A 20,076-nucleotide genomic window follows, 5' to 3' on the forward strand; every position below is an offset into this window, starting at 1 on the left:
TATGAATTAATAATCCCCTAATGTTTCTTTGTTCTGACTTAAAGCAGAAGCAAGCTGTTCATCATTAGGCGCAGTACCATGCCATTTATGTGAACCTACCATGAAATCTACACCATAACCCATTTGAGTGCTCATTAAGTTTAAGATTGGTCTGCCTTTACCCGTAAGTGATTTAGCATATTCCAAAGCTTTAACAATATCTTCCATGTTATTTCCATTAGAAGTGATTACATGCCATCCGAAAGCTTCAAATTTAGTCTGTAAGTTCTCTAATGATAATATTTTCTCTGTAGGACCATCAATTTGTTGTCCGTTATAATCAATAGTAGAGATCAGGTTATCAACTTTATTGTGAGGAGCGAACATAATAGCTTCCCAGTTTTGTCCTTCCTGTAATTCACCATCACCATGTAAACTGAAGACTAAAGAATGATCTTTATTTAATTTTTTGGTTAAAGCTGCACCAATTGCAACCGACATACCCTGACCTAAAGATCCCGAAGCAATCCTGATACCAGGTAATCCTTCATGTGTAGTCGGGTGGCCCTGAACACGGGAGTTTAATTTTCTGAAAGTCGCTAATTCACTAACTTCGAAATAACCAGAACGGGCAAGCACGCTATAAAATACCGGAGAAATGTGACCATTGGAAAGGAAGAATAAATCTTCGCCTGCACCATCCATTTTAAAATCTGTGGAGTGGTTCATGGTTTCAAAATATAAAGCTGTCAGGAACTCTGCACAACCAAGTGATCCACCCGGGTGTCCGGACTGGCAGCCATGTACCATTCTTACAATATCTCTTCGTACCTGAGAAACAATGTCCTCTAATTCATTGATTGTATGTTTCATCTAATTTATTTATTGTCTTCTTTTGTCAGATCGAGCCTTTGAGGATTAAAATAAGTCTTGCCTTGCGGTTTTAACAGCTATTTTAATGCTATCGGGTTCATTTAAATTGGATTATTTATCTATTGATAGCAAATATAGTTTATTGCTATCATTTATTATTTAATGTAAAAGGCCTGAAATACCATTTAGATGTGATATTATGTATTTACAGCGTTTGAAAATTTTAAAATAAAACAGCCCCTGATTATTTTAATAACTCCAGAATTTGTGCTGTTGAGTTCTTAGTATCAACTTTTTTAATGATATGTGCAATTACACCATTTTCATCAATTACAAAAGTAGTACGGTTGGTGCCCATATATTTTTTACCATACATGTTCTTTTCTCCCCATACACCATACGCTTCTACAATCTTTTTATCAATATCGGCCAATAAGGTAAAAGGAAGACTATGTTTAGCCGCAAATTTCTGATGTGACTTCTCATCATCAACACTTACACCCAGTACGACAATATCTTTCGCTGTTAATCCCTGGTAATTATCCCTGAAATCACAAGCCTCAGCAGTACAACCAGGAGTATCATCTTTCGGGTAAAAATATAAAACCACTTTTTTACCTGCAAACTGACCCAGAGAGACTGTATTCCCATCCTGATCTGCTGCGGTAAACTCAGGAGCTTTCTGACCTTCTTTTAATTCACTCATAATTATTTTATAAAATTAATTGAATACGTTTTACTGTTTCCTTTCATGTCTTCCACAACCAATTTAAACTGATGTTTTCCAACTGCGGTACGTTCATCAAAGGAGTGCCATAAGGTAGCAGTTTTGGTGTCAAATTCCATCAAAACCCAATTGCCATCAATATAGCCATTAAAGCTTTTAATACCTGAAAGGTTGTCACGGATTTTAAAAACCATTTTAGCTATGCCGCTCATATTTTTACCATCAGCAATGTTAACCGGGATAATTGAAGGAGGGATAGTATCAACAGCAATATAGAAACTGCCGAAGTTCCGGGGGGTAGCTTTTACATAACCATTCTCGAAAACTCCGCCTTGCGATGCACCACTAGTACTGACAATCACCGCTTTATCTTTCAATGCACCTAAACGGGCATCTGCTTTAATCCATAAATCAAAACCAACATGCAAAGGGGTCAGGTTATTGTGAATTTGGTAAACTGGAGAATAAGCACCTTTTGCAGGCTCTGGCTTAACCTTATAAACTAAATTGAAATCATTATATAAAGTTCCTTTCGGTAAGACCACTTTAACACCATCCGCGGCAAATTCATTCTCTTTCGCATAAAAGAAAGGAATACCGTCCGGCTGGTCCGGCGTAGAAATCACAGTCTGCCCATCTGATTTTACGGTAAATGGCAAGATACTTTTATTCCCTTTGGCATCTGTTACAATATATTTCAGTTCATGTACCTGCTGGTCCTTAAATTCAATCCGGCCACTGTTGACCAGGTTGCTGTAGATCTGCAAAGGATTTCCAGGATCTACAAAACTCTTCTGGATACTTCTTTTGGTTGTCATATAAGCCGGGTAATCGATATGCGAATTAATCGCCTTGCTGTTTTCAAAAGCAAACTTCTCTAAAGAAGATGTGAAAACAGTTTTGCCATCCACTTCCAGTTCAATAGAATATACGCCGTTAATACCTGAAGCGCCATTATGTCTGTCTGTAGCGGTAATGCCGAAGCCAACCTCACCACTGATATTGAGCGGCTCGGTTTTACCGATGCTATATTTCCCTGCTCCGCCAGTTACCTGGAAAAAAGTTTTGGGTGTATATTCATTGAAAGGCTTTTTATTCAGCTTATATAAGTACAAAGCATAAATAACCGGCGGAATATTATCTGGAATCTGAATCCCGAAAAGTTGCGGATTAATGGTGTTTTCTGTTTTGGAGTCCCTGATTTCAAAGTGAAGATGGGGGCCTCCCGAGCTGCCCCTGTTTCCTGAGTAGGCAATTATATCACCCTTATGTACAGGAAATGATTCTGCCGCAGGAAATTCATCCAGCTCAAAAGTCTTTTTCTGATATTGCAAAGCCTTTACTGCTTCTGCAATTTTAGGTGCGAAACGGGATATATGGCCATATACAGAAGTATAGCCATTCGGATGAACTAAATATATAGCCTGGCCGAACCCACTGTTCTGCACTCTCATTCTGGAAACATAACCGTCTGCAATTGCGTGCACAGGATACCCTTCACGCTGATTGGTGCGGAAATCTATTCCCGAGTGAAAATGATTCCCTCTCAGCTCACCAAAAGACCCTGCCAATGCCGGGGGGACTATATCAAGCGGTGTGCGGAAGTCTACCAGCGGATATTTATTGTTACTAAAAATTTGTTGGGCCTGTGTGCTGATTGCAAATACAACCAGAACCAGCAGGAATATACTTTTTTTGATCATTAAACTTATTTTATATCGAAATTCAGAAACTGTTCTTCACCCATCCATGCTTCCAGTTTGTCGCCCGGATGCACCTGGCCAACACCTTCAGGAGTTCCTGTGAAAATCAGATCTCCTTTTTTAAGCGTGATGTACTGTGAAACAAAAGAAATGATCTGATCAAAAGAGAACAGGATATTTTGTGTATTTCCAATCTGACGGCTCTCTCCGTTTACTTTCAGCTCAAAAGGTATCGCTTTAATATCAGCAAGCGCTGTTTTCTGAATAAAATGACTCACAGCAGCCGAATTGTCAAAAGCCTTTGCCAGTTCCCACGGTAACCCTTTTTCTTTCAAAGCAGATTGAAGATCACGCGCTGTAAAATCAATGCCTAAACCAATTTCATCATAATAATTGGCTGCGAATTTCTCTGCAATATGTTTACCTTCTTTATTGATCTTCAAAACAACTTCCAGTTCATAATGTACATCTGATGAGAATTCAGGAATATAAAAAGGTTTATTGTCTTTAAGCACGGCTGTTTCCGGCTTCATAAAGATCACAGGGCTTGATGGGAGCGGGTTATTTAATTCTTTAGCGTGTGCAGCGTAGTTACGGCCAATAGCAATTATCTTCATTCTGTTTCAGGTATATAAAAAACGTCTGTTATCTCACATGCAGCTTGCATGATGCGTAAAAGTAAATTATATCCGGTAAAAAAAAGATTGATGCGTAAAATTAGCTGAGTTTAAACGGGTATTCAGCTTATAGAATAGAAATACGTTTCACGACAGTCTCTGAGCCGGCAACAAAACGAAGGAAATAGATCCCGCTGTTCAACCGGTTAGGGATGGTGAAAGTTTTAGTTTGTTCACCTGCAGACAGGCGCTCATTAGATAAAGTGACAACCTCATTGCCTAATAAATCCATGATCTTAATAGACAGGTTAGACTCACGTTCCAGACGGATCGTCAGATTAATCTGGTCATCAACCGGGTTAGGGTAAACTTTAAGGACTGAAAGAATTTTATCTGGTCTGCCGCTGGCTGATCTGCCGTGCGAAAGAAGGCTGTTATAAGGGCTTAAAGATGAACCAGGCAGGTAACTTGGCTTGTAAGAAGGGACATCACCTCTGATTTGAGGGGTCTTAACAATCCTTTTGTATTTGGAATTTGTACCGATACTATCTGAACGCTGGGCAAAAACTGTTGATCCACAGCAGACACTGATGCAAAGTATGCAAATTATGTAAATCAGTGAGACCGTTTTAGTTTTTATATTCATCTATTGCAACAAAAGTAATGAATAATTCTACACAATAATTAATCTTTTTGTACTCAGGACAATATTTAACACATTTTAACAGTTGTCGATTATTCAATTGTTAAAATAGTGCCTTTTTTGGATAGAATAGCGGCTATTTAATTCTGTTGATTTATTTTTAAAGTTATTGTTAAATTTTCTATATTGCCACCTGATTTTTCCCTTAAATGGCTTTAGAATACTATAAATACAATTGTTAATTTCTATTCATGACTATTCTTTGCAGCATAATTACGTTGTTGAACAAGATATTTCTTTTTATTCAGGCTGTTCACCTGGAGTAAAAAAGCTTAATAGTATCTTTTTTATACAAAGTGGTGTGCTAAAATGACATTAAGTTGCATTTTAGTTTATAGTTATATAGCATTGCGCATTCGTCTTTCGGGGAACAGCCAAATGAATTTTAAATATACAGCTGGTCTGGAGAACAAAGGATTAAATCTGCTAAATCTAATACTTATGAAAAAAAAATGTTTACTCTTAGGTCTGGGCATAATTGCCGGGACGCTCACTTCACATGCCCAGTTCTCTATCGGACTGGAAGGTGGTTACAACAAAAACCACATCATTACCAACATTGGCTTCAGGGCTTTTACCAAGTATGAACCGCTTGATGGATTTAACATCGGGATACCTGTTAAATATGACCTGAACAACTGGTTTGCCATACAAGCAGATCCGCAGTACATTCAAAAAAGCTATAAAATTGTGCGCAGCAGTTATTTCGAAGGAATTAACCATACGAACAAGAACAGCTACATTCAACTTCCTGTGATGGCACATTTCACGTTTGGCGGCCAGAAGCTGAAAGGGTTTCTAAACTTGGGTGGATATGCCGGCTATTGGTCTTCATCCCGTATTAAAGGCACTCAGATTAATACTTTTGCTAAAGAATATGATCTTCCAGATGGCACAGAAACCCCAAGTATTCTGGATGGTGAGCCGGGTTATAACTATAATGAGAAGTTTACTTTTGACAGCCGCCGTGACCGCAGAATAGAATTAGGCGTATTGGTGGGAACAGGGGTAAGTTATCAGCTTAAACCCAGGTATGAGATTTTTGCGGAAGCGAGATATTACCGCGGATTAACAGATCAGCAGAAAAACTACATGATCAACCAGATTCCACGTTACAACGATACCTATGTTATCCAGGTGGGTTGTATGTACCGTTTAGGCAAATAATTTATTCATCATTATTACATTTTTATGAAATCAACCTATCTATTTTTATATAAAAATATGCTCCAGCTGATACTGGGTATCTGCTTTGTGAGTGCACTGGCTTCCTGCCGTAAAGAGTCGCCTCAAATCAACCAGCCTGAACGTTATATTACAGGTAGTTTCAGTGAAGCTTTTGAGGCTTACTGGAATGGAATGAACAATAACTATATCTTTTGGGATACTGACCCTACAAACTGGGATGAAATCTACCGTAAATATCAGCCAATATTTGCAAAGATGAATATCAACGATTCGACGGATGTCAGAAAATCTTATACTTATTTTAAAGAAATGACTTCTACTTTGATAGATTCACACTATGCTTTGAGAATTAACAGTAAGTATGTGAAAGATTCAGCAACTTATATCAGTCCGTCTGATGCAAGACATCAAAAGAGTCCTGATTACCACGGTAATATTAACCCTAACTTCTTTTACAGCACCATTCCTCCAAAATATCTGGATAAAGGATATGTTAAAGGAGTTGTTAATCTATCGGCTACAGACCAGTTCTTTGCTGTTGCAGGTAAGATTAAAGGCAATATCTTATATCTTCATTTTAACGAGTTCAGTTTAAATGTAATCAATGATTCGCCAACGCCTAACAATGCACAGAAAGCATTACAGTATTACTTTGATCAGGTAAAAAAACCGGAAGGCTTAAAAGGGATAATTATTGATGTAAGAAGTAATGGTGGTGGTTATCTTTCTGATTTGGATTTGCTGGTGGGCGGTTTAACGGATAAGGAGTTCCCTATCGGTGCTACCCGTTCAAAAATTGGAAACGGAAGATTGGATTATACGCCATGGATACCTGCAACAGTTCATCCGGGGAAAGATGCGAAGTTATTTACTGCTCCGATTATTGTACTGGCTGATTTAAATTCAGTGAGTATGGCGGAAATGACGACAATGGCTTTAAAGGCGATGCCGGGCGGAAATGTGAAATTTGTAGGTGAGCGTACCTGGGGTGGTAATGGCCCTTTGTTAGCAAATAACGACTATTATAATAGTGGACAATTTAAGACCGGGTTCTTAAGTTTGGTTTATACTTCTTCAACGGCGTTACGTTATGTCGATGGAAAATTATACGAAGGAATTGGTTTCCCGCCAGATATAGAAGTTAAATATAATAAAGCTGCGCTGGATGCAGGTACTGATCCGCAATTGGAGAAAGCGATCAGCTTGATTCCACAGTAAGAGATCTTAATTAATTAAAGCCGCCTTCTATGTTTGTGAAATAGGAAGGCGGCTTTTTTGTGCCTGTTTATTTTCTTGTTGCCGGCTGTTTGGGGTAATGACAAAGCTAATTACTCCCTGGTTAGTGGCTATAGCGAGTTCTTACAATAGATTAAATGCCATTTCGAGTAGTTATCCTGACAAGCAAATAGATCTTGCGAAAGTTTTATTCAGCCAGGGTAAAATGCCGCTTACTGCCAATGTTCACGTAAGCATAGTTGAGAAAGGTTTAACTTTTAAATGGGATGCCAGCTTTACTGTAAAAGGTATACACCAAAATGATCAGGTTATGCTAATGGCTTATGATCCCGATAAAGCGGAATACGAAATTTCAGCTGAATGCTGGCAGGAGAAGTGAGGGGGAAATATTTTAAGACCTGAAAAATTAGTGGAAGCATTATTTAGCCAGCCTTTTACCAAAATCAAACATTTTACTTCTGCTGGAGTATATGCAAAGAATACGGCAAGAAAATATTTGGAAACCTTAATAGAAATGGGAGTTCTGGAAAAAAGAGTTGTTCAGGGGAACAGCTATTACCTCAACCTTGAACTTTATCGAATTCTTTCTGAATAAAAAAGCTCTGTTTGACTAATCCTCAAACAGAGCTTATAATATTTTGCTGAACTATACCGCCGGCTGATTCTTCACATTCAACTTACTATGGTGAAAACCATATAAGAAATAAACAACCAGTCCGATCACCAGCCAGATTCCAAATCCGATCCAATTAGAAATACCCAGCTCACACATCATATACAAACAGCTCAGTAAACCCAATACCGGGATCAGAGACAGGTTGTGTGTAATACAGAAATAAGTGATCGCCACGCAAATAAAGAAGAAGATCCACATCGGGATTTTGTGTTTAAACAAAGCCCAGCCGCTTTCAAATTTCTTATCCGTACTCACTGCACTCTTCTCAATAAAACTCTTATACTGCTCTGTACTCAGGCCATTTAAATAAGCCTCCGCATCAACATTTTTCTCGATCACATTAGATACCTTCTGTGCTGCAATAATTTCCTGTTTCACATTATTCAACTCCGTTTTATCGAGCGAAGTAATGAAACTGATCGGATCATGCACCTTAGTCTCATTGGTAATGAAAGAAGTCATTTCTGCCTTAAAAAAGATGAAACCAGAAATGATCGCCCCAATAAAAACAACAGGAATGATAAACTTTGAATTTACATAAGGAGTCTTGAACTTACCCCTTGGAATATCAGTTTTGTTTTGCAACACCAATACCCCCGCACAAACCAGTACAAAAGCGAACAGCGTACCGATAGAACATAAATCTGTCACAATGGTCAGGTTCATGAATAAAGAAGGTACAGCCACTACAAAACCAACTACGATAGTTGCAAATGAAGGTGTTTTATAAACAGGGTGGATCTTAGAAAACCTTTTGGGCAATAAACCATCACGGCTCATACTCATCCAGATTCTTGGCTGGCCCATTTGGAAAACAAGCAATACACTCGCCATCGCAAATACTGCACTCACCGCAATAATTCCACTCATTAATTTTAAATCGATATGATCAAACACAAAGGCCAGCGGATCACCCACAGCCAGCAGATCATACTTTACAATACCTGTTAATACCAGCGCAATCGCTACATAAAGAACAGTACAGATAATGATCGCCCACATCATACCTCTTGGTAAATCCCGCTGCGGGTTTTTACACTCTTCAGCAGTCGTAGAGATCGCATCAAAACCAATATAGGCGAAGAATACCGCAGAAACACCTTTAAGGATTCCAGAAACACCATTCGGCGCAAAAGGATTCCAGTTCTCCGTATCCACATAGAAAACACCTACAGAAAGTACCAGCAAGATCACTGCAAGCTTCACAATCACCATCGCATTACTCGCATTCTTGGATTCTTTCATCCCTCTGTATACCAGCCAGGTAATCAGAATGATAATCCCTAAAGCAGGTAAATCGGCTACGATATGGAAACCTCCGATAGTAGGCGCAGTAGCCCAGGCATTGTTCGCAATACGGGTGGCATCATCCAGGTTCGCAAAGCTTTTACCCGCATTCAGCATGGCCTCAGCGTGCTTATGACCATTGAAAGCTGTCAGGTAGTCCATCGTCATCCAGTCCGGAAGGTTAATCCCGTTTATACCTAATGCCGGTATTCGGATCGAGGAGAGTAAACCCGTGAAGTAATCAGACCAGGAAATGGCGACGGTAATATTTCCAATCGCATATTCCATAATGAGTGACCACCCGATAATCCAGGCCACCAATTCTCCAAAAGCTACATAAGAATACGTATAGGCACTTCCGGAAACAGGAACCATAGAAGCAAACTCTGCATAAGCAAAAGCCGCAAAACTACAAGCTACAGCCGTAAATATAAATAGGAAAATTACTGCAGGGCCACCGTCGGCACTTGCCTTTCCAATTGTACTGAAAATTCCCGCACCAATAATGGCGGCAATTCCAAAAGCAGTAAGATCTCTTACACCCAGTGTCTTATTTAAAGATGCGCCATGATCGCCATAGCCCTTTTCGGCATCTTCTAATATTTTAGTAATAGACTTTTTTCTGAAAAGATTTTCAAACATAATGGGCAATTCGGTTAGATGTGGTTTTAGGTTAGCTTAATGCCTGTCTGAAATACAGACAGGCATCAATTGGCTCAAAGTATAAAAAATTAATCTAATTTATCTAATTCCTCTTTTACAAAGGAAGCCAGTTCTTTAATATATCCGCTGCTAAAATCGAATTTGATACCCGCAGTTTCGTAAATCTCATTCATTGGTTTAGTATAACCAAGCGCCAGTGCATCCAGATATTGCTGTAACGCTTTTTCAGGGTTCTCTTTGTAGTTTTTCCAGATCGCAATCGCGCCTAACTGTGCAATCGCATATTCTATATAGTAGAAAGGAACTTCAAAAAGATGCAGTTGTTTTTGCCAGATGTTACCAAACTCCTGCTCCAGACCATCCCAGTTAGAAAAGCCTGCACCAAATCTTTCATAGATCTGTTTGAAAGCAACCTCTCTGTCGGCAGCGTTATGGGTAGGGTTGGTGTAGATCCAATGCTGGAACTGATCAATCACTGCTACCCATGGCAAAGTTTTCAGTACATCTTGTAACTGTTCTTTTTTCGCACGGATCAGATCTGCAGGGTTATCAAAGTATATATCCCATTGATCCATAGAAATTAATTCCATACTCATAGATGCCAGTTCTGCAACTTCCGAAGGACAGTGTTTAAAGTCATTCAGTTCCAGGTCTGCAGTTAAAAAAGTATGGATTGCATGTCCGCCTTCATGAACCATCGTAGTCAGATCTCTCAATGAGCCTGCAGAATTCATGAAAATAAACGGCGCACCAGTTTCGGCCAGCGGATAGTTATATCCTCCGGGAGCCTTACCTTTTCTGCTTTCTACATCAAACAGGTTGTTTGCCTTCATAATTGAAAGCATGTGGCCTAATTTAGGATCGATCGCATTAAAAGCAGCAATGGTTTTCTCAATCAGCTCTTCCCCGTTTTTGAAAGGTTTCAAGGCTGCTTTGCCAGAAGTGCTGACTTCCATATCCCATGGTTTCAATTCTTCCAGTCCTAATAATTCTGCTCTTTTGTCTGCTTGTTCTTTTAAAATAGGTACGATTTCTTTTTCTATCGCTTCATGGAATGCGTAACAATCCTTCGCGCTATAATCGAATCTGCCTAAAGCCTGGAACATATAGTCTCTGTAGTTTTCAAATCCAGCGTTCAGAGAAACCTCATGACGCATTGCTACCAACTCATCAAACACAATGTTTAAAGCATCTTTATCTACCAGACGGCGCTGCTGGATAGTTTCCCATGTCTGTTGACGCACCGCTCTGTCTATATCCTTTGTTAAAACAGCTGCCTGCTCTAAAGTATATTCTTTGTCATTGATCACCACACTCATCGCACCAGTAGTGGCCTGGTATTTTTGCTGGGTGATTTGTAGTTTCGTAAACAGTGCTACGTTTTCTTCTCTGTAGATCTCCAGTGCTTTTTTAATCGCCCGTAAATAAACAAAGTATTTAGTCTGGTCCAGCTCATCAATAAATGGGCTGTCTACCAGTTTTTGATTTAATAAATTGGCAACCGGAGAGATTTTTGGTTCAATCTCGGTAGCAAAATATTGAAAGCTGCTTACCAATTCTTCATTGGCAGTGTCGCAGCTCATTTTAATATATCTCCAGGCAAAGTCTTCTTCCAGTGCCGCTTCAAATTCACTTTTGTCTTTCAGCCATTTTTCAAGCTCGCCGGCATTGGCAATTCTTCTGTCTAACAGTTCATCCAGTACAGGAGAAAGGTTTTCCCATTTAATCTCCAGCGTCTGCGGAATATAAGTCCTGATTTTTTTCGTAATGATAAGATCGCTCATCGGTCTAGAATTTGAATATTGTTCTTAAAAAAGCATCGAGCAAAAAGCAGGCTGCAAAAATTACAGAGGCGAACCCATTTGTCGTTGCAAATGCCTTGTTTACCTTGCTGATGTCGTTGGGTTTAACCAGCAGATGCTGATAAATTAACATCGAACAAAAGAAGGTCACGCCAAGGTAGTAGGCCCAGCTGAAAGTGGAAAATACAATCGGTAAGATGACACAGATCGCAGACAGGACGTGTAAGAATTCAGATAATCTGAGCGCTTTTTTTCTGCCAAGCGCGGAAGGGATCGAGTGTAATTTCTCTCCTTTATCAAATTCTTCATCCTGCAAAGCATAGATAATGTCAAATCCGCTTACCCAGAATAATACGGCAAGCGAATACAGGACAGGAACCAATGCGAAGTGACCAGTTACTGCAATATAGGCACCGATAGGAGCGAGGGATAAGCCCAGTCCGAGTACCATATGGCATAAAGCGGTAAATCTTTTGGTATAGCTATAAAACAGGACGACAAAAAGGGCAACAGGAGAGAGGTACAGGCATAATGGATTGATGAATGCTGTGGTCACGATGAAAAGTACGCAGTTCACAATCACAAAAATTAATGCTTCATTCGCAGAAACCTTTCCTGCAGGAATATCACGCATGTTTGTCCGCGGGTTCTTCGCGTCAATGTCTCTGTCCAGATACCTGTTAAAGGCCATGGCAGAGTTTCTGGCGAATACCATACAAAGGAGTACTAACAACAAAATCACCCAGTTGAAAGGGTGATCCGTAGTGGTAACTCCTAAAAAGAAACCAATCATCGCAAAAGGTAATGCGAAGACTGAATGTGCAAAAAGCACGAGTGAAAAATACTTCTTCATTTAAAAATGCTGTTATTAATCTTCTTCTGGCGTAAGGATAGGCATTGCAAAATCAAGATTGGTCTGATCAACAAAGTTCAGGATCTCGTCTCTTCCAACTAATTTCTCTGCCGAAGTCGTAAATATCGGCGGAATTTCTTCAAACCATCCTGAAAGTTCTTTTTTGAACAGCGCTATATTCTGATGTGTTTTAGAAGTCGACTGCTTATCGGTCTTGGTAAAGGCCAGTACAAACGGGATCTGGATCTCTCCCATCCAGCAGCAAAACTCGATGTCAATCTTTTGTGGCGGGATACGACTGTCAATTAAAACGAATACACACTGTAAACTTTCTCTTTTGGTGATGTAATTACGGATGAATTTTTCCCAGCTTTCACGGCTGTTTTTAGAAACTTTCGCATATCCATAACCTGGTAAATCGACGATATACCACTTCTCATTGATCAAAAAGTGGTTAATTAGCTGTGTTTTTCCTGGTTTTTGAGACGTTTTTGCCAATCCATGCTGGTTAACAAGCATATTGATCAGGGACGACTTTCCTACGTTTGAGCGGCCAATAAAAGCATATTCGGGCATGTTGGCTACTGGCAGTGCCGAAATCTTGGTATTACTGCAAATAAATGTTGCTGATTTTATAATCATTTGACAAAGGTAGAAAATTAGTTTTCAACAATACTTATCTTTGCGACACACCATGAACGAAAAAATAACTCCATACCAATCTGCTACGATCACGAAAAAGGAGCAAGTGACCACAATGTTTGATAATATCGCTGGTACTTATGACTTCCTGAATCATTTCCTTTCTGCAGGAATAGACATTCTATGGCGTAAAAAGGCCATTCGTGAATTGTCAGCACTGAAGCCGCAACATATTTTAGATGTAGCAACAGGAACGGGTGACCTGGCTTTTGAAGCGATCAAAATACTTCATCCTAAAAAAATTACAGGCGTAGATATTTCTCCCGGAATGCTTGAAGTAGCCCGAAAAAAAATCACAGACCGTAATTTACAGGATATTTTCAGCGTAGAAATCGGAGATTCGGAAGGTCTTAAGTTCGAAGACAATCATTTTGATGCGATTACAGTCGCCTTCGGTGTCAGAAATTACCAGGATCTTGAAAAGGGATTGTCAGACATGCTGCGGGTATTAAAGCCGGGCGGAAAAGTTGTCATTCTGGAGTTCTCAAAACCTGTAACCTTCCCGGTAAAACAGCTGTATAATTTTTATTTCAAATCTATATTGCCGGTTTTCGGAAAAATATTCTCGAAGGATGCCAGAGCTTATACGTACCTTAATGAATCGGCAGTAGCATTTCCAGATGGAAAGTCTTTTATTGCAGTGATGGATAAAGTGGGTTACAAAACGACTAAACACAGACCACTGACCTTTGGGATCAGTACGATATACACCGGAATAAAGGGTTAATCCATTCAGATGAAATTAAAAATAGGCTTATTAGTTGTCTTTCTTTTTTCAGCCGCCGCTGCCAGCGCTCAAAACTGGGGTGGTGGTGTAGATGATGAGAATGTACACTTTGGGTTTACTTTTCAATATACGGGGTCTTCTTATAAGATCAATAAAAATAAGGATTGGAGAGCTCCTTACAGATCTCAGGAGGACCCAACAAAGCTTAGTCCGCTAACAGATTCATTGAATGCGATGTATAGTAAATCTTCTCCTGGATTTGGAATTGGTTTTGTAGTCAATGGAAGGGTGAATAATCATATTGATGTGAGGTTAACGCCAACATTGGTTTTTACAGACAGGCTGATGGAATATGAATATGCACCTAATGGGAGCGGCAACCAGATAAATACCCCTGGCCTGCCCAGCAATATTGAAAAGAAAGTGATTGCCACGCTGGTCGAATTTCCACTGGGTATCAAGATCAAGTCTGACAGAAGAAATAACTTCAGGGCGTATATGTTATATGGTGCAAAATATTCGATGGATATTGCTTCCAAGAAAAAGACAGACGATACAATTTTGGAGGAACAGTTTAAATACCTGAAGAATAAGAAGAGCTACTGGTCTTTAGAAGCGGCTTTTGGAATGGATCTGTATTTTGAGTATTTTAAAATGTCTCCGGAAATTAAATTGTCTTATTCCTTAAATGATATTTTAGACAGAACAACGCCTAATCCATATAACTATCCGATCGATAAATTGATGTTGCGTCATGTGACATTCAGTTTATTCTTTGAATGATGCAGCCTGATTGAATTTTAATAGCTTTGTTTGAAAGGGTATAACCAGCACCCGCTTTGGGTGGATAAATATTCCGGGTAATAAAAATAGATTATGAAAACTGCATTAATAACAGGCGCGACTTCAGGTATAGGAAAAGCATGTGCACACTTATTTGCACAACAAGGGTATCAATTGGTATTGGTAGCCAGAAGAGAAGAAAAATTAAAGGAAGTTGCTAAACATTTAGCAGATAAATATGCAATAGAAATTAAAACACTGATTGCAGATGTAAGAGATAATACCGTTTTGAAGGAAGTTTTTGAAAGCTTACCTGAAGAATGGAAACAGATTGATGTACTGATTAACAACGCTGGTTTAAGCCAGGGACTGGAACCGGTTCAAAATGGAGATCCCAATGATTGGGATACCATGATCGATACCAACGTAAAGGGCTTACTTTATGTGACTAAAATAGTTTCCAACTGGATGATCGCCGCCAAAAAAGGACACATCATCAATATTGGTTCTATTGCAGGTAAAGAAGTTTATCCAAACGGAAATGTTTATTGTGCAACAAAACATGCAGTAGATGCCCTAAATAAAGGAATGCGTTTTGACCTGCTTCCGCATGGTATCAAAGTAACTGCAATTAATCCCGGTATGGTGGAAACAGAATTCTCTGTGGTACGTTTTAAAGGTGATGAAGACAAGGCGAAAAAGGTATATGAAGGGTTCGAACCTTTATTGGCGCAGGATATTGCTGATGCAATATGGTTTGCGGTGAGCCGGCCTGCACATGTGAATATAAATGATATGTTGATTATGCCAACTGCACAGGCATCTGCAACAGTAGTCAATAGAAATTAGAATAAAATCTTAAAAAAAATATGGTATCTGCAATTATAGATCAGGAAATAAAAAAAGCAATGTTAGCTAAAGATCAGGCTGCATTAAGAGGTTTACGCGCAATTAAAGCTGCATTATTAGTAGCAAGAACGGAAAAAGGATCTGCAGAAGAGATTACTGAAGATGCTGAAATGAAAATTCTTCAGCGTTTAATTAAGCAAAGAAAAGAATCTTCTGATATTTATAAACAACAAGGGAGAGAAGATCTGGCTGTAATTGAGGACGAAGAAATTACAGTGATCAGCCAGTTTATGCCACAACAATTAGGCAAAGAAGAAGTTGAAGCTTTGATTGCTAAGCTGATAGCTGGTGCTGGTGCGGTGACCGTAAAAGATATGGGCCGTATTATGGGACTGGCAAATAAAGAACTGGCTGGTAAGGCAGATGGCAAATTGATCGCTGAAATTGTTAAAAGTCAATTGGCATAAATTGTGTTAGACGGTATCTGCAAAGAATTATTTTTTAAAAATAATAGTTTTTTTTGTTTAAAATAAATTCAGGCGACTAACTTAGTACCGTATCTTTAGAAACAATGATGAACCGGACACCATTGTGTCAGTAACCATTCCGGGAACATTTACAGAAATATATACATACATGAAATACGAAGTAATAGAAGAGGATGGGTTTAAGTATATAGAGGCCGGAAAAGGCGAAACCCTGGTATTACTTCATGGTTTGATGGGTGAGTTGAGCAATTGGGAACCGGTTATTGATCATTTCAAGGAGCAGTACCGTATACTAGTGCCAATTTTGCCTATATATGAATTGCCAATCCTTACTTTAGGGGTTAAAAGTTTAGCAAAGTACATTCATAAATTTATAAAGTTTAAAAAACTGGGACAGGTTGTCCTGATTGGAAATTCATTAGGTGGACATCTTGGACTTGTTGTTACGGCGGCACATCAGGAAAGCGTAAAAGCATTGGTATTAACCGGTAGTTCTGGTTTATATGAAAATGCTTTTGGGGGTACTTTCCCAAGAAGAGAGAGCTATGATTATATCCGTGAAAAGGTTGAATTTACTTTTTATGATCCTTCTATCGCCACGAAAGAAATGGTAGATGAGATCTTTAAAACGGTTAATGAGCGTTCAAGGGTTATTCGTATTCTGGCTTTGGCAAAATCTGCTATCCGCCACAATATGTCTAAGGAACTGAATAAAATTACCATCCCTGTTTCATTGATCTGGGGGAAAAATGACCAGGTAACTCCGCCGGATGTGGCTGAAGAATTTCATCAGCTGCTGCCTAATTCAGAGTTAAACTGGGTTGATAAATGCGGGCATGTTCCTATGATGGAGCATCCTGAAGTTTTTAACAAATATCTGAGTACTTTCTTAGATAGAATTTTACTGAAATAACCATGTTTGCATCTGAACTCATATCAAATTCAATCCTGCCGTTACAGACTTCTGAAACGGTGCACACTGCTCTGGATAGAATGGCTGAGTTTAAGCTGAACCATTTGCCGGTATTGAACAATGGCCAGTTTCTGGGTATTGTGGCTGAAGATCATTTGCTGGAAATAAGAAATGTGGAGGAGCCTATCGGAGGCCTTTCTCTAACGATTCTTAATCCGTTTGTTTATCAGGATGTTCATGTTTATGACGTGATCAGGATATTCGATCAGCTGAAACTTTCTTTAGTACCGGTACTGGATTATAAAAAGAATTACCTGGGTGTAATTTCTATACATGACTTATTAAAATATACTTCAGATATTTTTGCAGTTAAAGAACCAGGAGGAATTATCGTCCTGGAAATTAATAACCGTAACAATTCTTTGTCACATATGGCTCAGATTGTTGAAGGTGACAATGCACAAATCTTATCCTCTTACGTGCAGAATTTTCCAGATTCTACGCGCTTGGAGGTAACGCTGAAAATTAATAAAACTGAATTATCCGGAATCATATCTTCTTTTGAAAGATATGATTACCAGGTTAAAGCAGTCTTTAACAGCACTACTCAGGACAACGGAACGGAAGACAGATATAATTTGTTAATGAGTTATTTAAATGTTTAATTCATTCCTGTAACCATTCAACATACAATATTTATCTAAATGAAGATTGCAATTTACGGCAGAGAGTTTAATAACAGCGTTTTGCCTTTCGTGCAGGAAGTATTCAATGCCCTGGAACATTATGGGATTGAAACTATTGTCCATAAGGAGTATTACGAGTTTATTGAAGATAAAGTAAAGCTCCCTGCTCATATTGAAACCTTTTCCAATCATCTGGAACTGCGTGATCATGCCGAAATCCTGATTAGTCTGGGTGGGGACGGGACGCTGCTTGATACGCTTGCTTTAATCAGGGATTCTGGAATTCCGGTTATCGGGATCAACTTCGGAAGGCTTGGTTTTTTGGCCAGTATCAATAAAAATGAGATCAGAAATGCCATTGAAGCCTTAGTTAATAAGCAGTATTCTCTGGATAAACGGACTTTACTGAATGTAGAGTCTAAGCATAATCTTTTTGGTGATGAGAATTTCGCACTGAATGACATCACTATCCACAGACGTGATAATACAGCAATGATGATTATTCATGCTTATATGAATGACGAGTTTATCAATTCATACTGGGCAGACGGATTAATTATTGCTACACCTACGGGGTCTACGGCTTATTCTTTAAGCTGCGGAGGCCCGATCATATTTCCAAGTGCACAGAATTTCGTGATTACCCCGATTGCACCGCATAACTTGAATGTAAGACCGGTAATTATTCCTGATGATGTTACTTTGAGGTTTGAGGTAGAAGCCCGCAGTACCAAATTCCTGGTATCCTGCGATTCCAGAACTGCTACTGTAGATCGTTCTGTGAAAATTACGGTGAATAAGGCTGCATTTCATGTGAATCTTATTCGTTTGAATAATGAAAGTTATCTGACTACCTTGAGGAACAAATTGCTTTGGGGAATTGATACCCGTAATTATTAGGTATGAGATTAAAAAAGATAGTATTTTCTGTTGCATTGAGCTGTATTTTCTCTGGCGCTGCGCTGGCGCAAACCACGGAGTTAGGGGTAAATGCTGGTGCTGCAGGCTATATTGGAGATATTAACCCTAACAATCTATTTAAGCCGAGCGGTGTTGCTTTTGGTGCTTATGTAAAGCGTAATTTTAATCCTTACTGGGCTGTTGGTATCCATTATAATTATGGAAAAATTAAAGGGGATGATGCAAATTCTGATGACTTAAGTCTGAAAACCCGCAATCTTAACTTTTCTACTTCACTCAATGAACTGAGTTTACAGGTCGATTTTAACTTCCTGGATTATTTTTCCGGTGGCGGAAGAAAGAATTTTACGCCTTATATATTCGCAGGGGTTGGCGGGGTATTGTTCAACCCGAAGGCGACTTATGAAGGGGAAACCAACGAGTTAAGATACTACAAAACTGAAGGTGAAAAGTATAAAAACTATGCTATAAGTATCCCTTATGGGATAGGGATGAAGTACAGGATAGGGGAGCGCCTTGGGATATTTACGCAATTAGGTTACAGAACGGCAAAAACAGATTACCTGGATGATGTGGGTGACAGGTACCCTTTAACGGATCCGGCCCGTGGTAAAGTAAGTGCTGCTCATTCTGATGGCTTCAATCTTTCTGATCCTTCTATTACGCCTGATCCAAATCATCCAAATTTCCCTCCAGGTGGTCAGCGTGGCAATTTTGTTAAAAATGATACTTACTTTTTTGTACACATCGGACTTTCTTATACGTTTACTTCTGATAAGTGTTATAGTTTTTAGACTCTTTTATTCACCTCCCATATCTTAAAATCAACTTATCCTGTTAAGTTTATGGTAGAAATAAACAAAATATCTTATAACTTTGAAGCTTTCTAACGTGCCATTCTTCTGTATGTTAGACATTTTAGCCATATTTGCACAAATAAATGGGATTTAAAGAACAAATCGATACTAGTCGCTTACCGGAACACATCGCTATTATTATGGATGGGAATGGAAGATGGGCTAAAAATCAAGGTAAATTCAGGTCTTTCGGTCACGAGAGCGGAGTAATATCTGTAAAAGATATTGTAGAGGGGTGTGCGGATATTGGCGTAAAATACCTGACGATCTATGCTTTTTCTACAGAAAACTGGAACAGGCCTATTGAAGAAGTCAACGCTTTAATGGAATTGCTGATTGCTACAATCAACAATGAAACTGATACCCTGAACAAAAATAACATCAGGCTGAATGCCATTGGTGACATCGCCTCTTTACCTCAGCAATGTATTGATGATTTAAAAAGCGCAATGGAAAAAACTTCAGCAAATACCACTTGTACTTTGACTCTTGCTTTGAGTTATAGTGCTAAATGGGAGATTCTGGAGGCTGCGAAAAAGCTGGCTTTGCTGGTGCAGGATGGTAAAATTAAGGTGGATGAGATTGATGAAGCGCAGTTTTCTTCTCAATTAACTACTGTGAACATGCCAGACCCGGAGTTGATGATCCGTACCAGCGGGGAGCACCGGGTAAGTAATTTTCTGCTGTGGCAGATGGCTTACAGCGAGCTGTATTTTACGGAGACTTTGTGGCCGGACTTCAGAAGAGAGGATCTTTTTGAAGCTATTGTAGACTACCAAAAGCGCGAACGCCGCTTCGGTAAAATTAGTGAACAGTTGAACTAATTTTACTTTTAACACTTTT

Annotated in this window: 22 protein-coding genes; 13 read left to right on the forward strand and 9 right to left on the reverse strand. The window is 39.1% G+C overall.

All coding sequences use genetic code 11. The annotated features are described in order from the left end of the window. Positions 1–6 precede the first annotated feature (6 nt). From LY11_RS16210 to LY11_RS16230, 5 genes are all read right to left on the reverse strand, one after another. Positions 7–852, reverse strand: coding sequence for a transketolase (locus LY11_RS16210; RefSeq protein ID WP_111634691.1), 846 nt, complete (start codon positions 850–852; stop codon positions 7–9). Between the two features lie 244 nt (positions 853–1,096). Beyond that, complete coding sequence (gene bcp / locus LY11_RS16215) at positions 1,097–1,558, reverse strand: thioredoxin-dependent thiol peroxidase (RefSeq protein WP_111634692.1); 462 nt, start codon at positions 1,556–1,558, stop codon at positions 1,097–1,099. Positions 1,559–1,560: 2 nt separating this feature from the next. Beyond that, on the reverse strand, positions 1,561–3,282 hold the full coding sequence (locus LY11_RS16220; RefSeq protein ID WP_111634693.1) for a M23 family metallopeptidase: 1,722 nt from the start codon (positions 3,280–3,282) through the stop codon (positions 1,561–1,563). Between the two features lie 5 nt (positions 3,283–3,287). Further along, entirely contained in the window at positions 3,288–3,899 is a 612-nt protein-coding gene (locus LY11_RS16225) for a fumarylacetoacetate hydrolase family protein (RefSeq protein ID WP_111634694.1), read from the reverse strand. A 127-nt stretch (positions 3,900–4,026) separates the two neighbouring features. Further along, complete coding sequence (locus tag LY11_RS16230) at positions 4,027–4,545, reverse strand: T9SS type A sorting domain-containing protein (protein ID WP_245952800.1); 519 nt, start codon at positions 4,543–4,545, stop codon at positions 4,027–4,029. 498 nt (positions 4,546–5,043) lie between these two features. Here LY11_RS16230 and LY11_RS16235 point away from each other — a divergent pair, with 498 nt between their 5' ends. The 4 genes from LY11_RS16235 to LY11_RS16250 all read left to right on the forward strand — a co-directional run bounded on the left by LY11_RS16235 (position 5,044) and on the right by LY11_RS16250 (position 7,621). After that, positions 5,044–5,769, forward strand: a complete 726-nt coding sequence (locus tag LY11_RS16235; RefSeq protein ID WP_170132705.1) for a porin family protein — start codon at positions 5,044–5,046, stop codon at positions 5,767–5,769. A gap of 57 nt (positions 5,770–5,826) precedes the next feature. Further along, positions 5,827–7,008, forward strand: coding sequence for a S41 family peptidase (locus LY11_RS16240; RefSeq protein WP_170132706.1), 1,182 nt, complete (start codon positions 5,827–5,829; stop codon positions 7,006–7,008). 97 nt (positions 7,009–7,105) lie between these two features. After that, entirely contained in the window at positions 7,106–7,405 is a 300-nt protein-coding gene (locus LY11_RS16245) for a DUF6266 family protein (RefSeq protein ID WP_111634697.1), read from the forward strand. A 30-nt stretch (positions 7,406–7,435) separates the two neighbouring features. After that, the gene (locus tag LY11_RS16250) at positions 7,436–7,621 is read left to right on the forward strand and encodes a hypothetical protein (RefSeq protein WP_211321576.1); all 186 of its coding nucleotides are present in this window, start codon (positions 7,436–7,438) and stop codon (positions 7,619–7,621) included. Positions 7,622–7,672: 51 nt separating this feature from the next. On the opposite strand, the gene LY11_RS16255 is transcribed toward LY11_RS16250, so the two are convergent. From LY11_RS16255 to yihA, 4 genes are all read right to left on the reverse strand, one after another. Continuing rightward, positions 7,673–9,631: an amino acid permease gene (locus LY11_RS16255; protein ID WP_111634698.1), complete on the reverse strand. Its 1,959-nt coding sequence runs from the start codon at positions 9,629–9,631 to the stop codon at positions 7,673–7,675. Between the two features lie 89 nt (positions 9,632–9,720). Further along, the gene (locus LY11_RS16260; protein WP_111634699.1) at positions 9,721–11,436 is read right to left on the reverse strand and encodes a M3 family oligoendopeptidase; all 1,716 of its coding nucleotides are present in this window, start codon (positions 11,434–11,436) and stop codon (positions 9,721–9,723) included. Positions 11,437–11,440: 4 nt separating this feature from the next. Next, complete coding sequence (locus tag LY11_RS16265) at positions 11,441–12,307, reverse strand: UbiA-like polyprenyltransferase (RefSeq protein WP_111634700.1); 867 nt, start codon at positions 12,305–12,307, stop codon at positions 11,441–11,443. A 15-nt stretch (positions 12,308–12,322) separates the two neighbouring features. Beyond that, a complete protein-coding gene (yihA, locus tag LY11_RS16270) occupies positions 12,323–12,949 on the reverse strand; it encodes a ribosome biogenesis GTP-binding protein YihA/YsxC (protein ID WP_111634701.1) in 627 nt (208 codons plus the stop codon). Positions 12,950–13,001: 52 nt separating this feature from the next. Here yihA and ubiE point away from each other — a divergent pair, with 52 nt between their 5' ends. From ubiE to LY11_RS16315, 9 genes are all read left to right on the forward strand, one after another. Beyond that, entirely contained in the window at positions 13,002–13,736 is a 735-nt protein-coding gene (gene ubiE, locus LY11_RS16275) for a bifunctional demethylmenaquinone methyltransferase/2-methoxy-6-polyprenyl-1,4-benzoquinol methylase UbiE (protein ID WP_111634702.1), read from the forward strand. 9 nt (positions 13,737–13,745) lie between these two features. Beyond that, the gene (gene porT / locus LY11_RS16280; protein WP_111634703.1) at positions 13,746–14,519 is read left to right on the forward strand and encodes a type IX secretion/gliding motility protein PorT/SprT; all 774 of its coding nucleotides are present in this window, start codon (positions 13,746–13,748) and stop codon (positions 14,517–14,519) included. A gap of 90 nt (positions 14,520–14,609) precedes the next feature. Beyond that, on the forward strand, positions 14,610–15,368 hold the full coding sequence (locus tag LY11_RS16285; protein ID WP_111634704.1) for an SDR family oxidoreductase: 759 nt from the start codon (positions 14,610–14,612) through the stop codon (positions 15,366–15,368). A 20-nt stretch (positions 15,369–15,388) separates the two neighbouring features. After that, positions 15,389–15,835 (forward strand): GatB/YqeY domain-containing protein, encoded by a 447-nt coding sequence (locus LY11_RS16290; RefSeq protein WP_111634705.1) that lies wholly within the window; start codon positions 15,389–15,391, stop codon positions 15,833–15,835. Between the two features lie 169 nt (positions 15,836–16,004). Continuing rightward, the gene (locus LY11_RS16295) at positions 16,005–16,769 is read left to right on the forward strand and encodes an alpha/beta fold hydrolase (RefSeq protein ID WP_111634706.1); all 765 of its coding nucleotides are present in this window, start codon (positions 16,005–16,007) and stop codon (positions 16,767–16,769) included. Positions 16,770–16,771: 2 nt separating this feature from the next. Continuing rightward, complete coding sequence (locus LY11_RS16300; protein ID WP_111634707.1) at positions 16,772–17,434, forward strand: CBS domain-containing protein; 663 nt, start codon at positions 16,772–16,774, stop codon at positions 17,432–17,434. A 39-nt stretch (positions 17,435–17,473) separates the two neighbouring features. Then, positions 17,474–18,355 carry an NAD kinase gene (locus LY11_RS16305; protein WP_111634708.1) on the forward strand — a complete coding sequence of 294 codons (882 nt, stop codon included), beginning with the start codon at positions 17,474–17,476 and terminating at the stop codon, positions 18,353–18,355. A gap of 2 nt (positions 18,356–18,357) precedes the next feature. Next, a complete protein-coding gene (porG, locus tag LY11_RS16310; RefSeq protein WP_111634709.1) occupies positions 18,358–19,170 on the forward strand; it encodes a type IX secretion system protein PorG in 813 nt (270 codons plus the stop codon). A gap of 146 nt (positions 19,171–19,316) precedes the next feature. Next, positions 19,317–20,057: an isoprenyl transferase gene (locus LY11_RS16315; RefSeq protein ID WP_111634710.1), complete on the forward strand. Its 741-nt coding sequence runs from the start codon at positions 19,317–19,319 to the stop codon at positions 20,055–20,057. The last annotated feature ends 19 nt before the right edge of the window (positions 20,058–20,076 follow it).

Source organism: Pedobacter cryoconitis (assembly GCF_003259615.1).
In the GTDB taxonomy this organism is placed as follows: Bacteria; Bacteroidota; Bacteroidia; order Sphingobacteriales; family Sphingobacteriaceae; genus Pedobacter; species Pedobacter cryoconitis.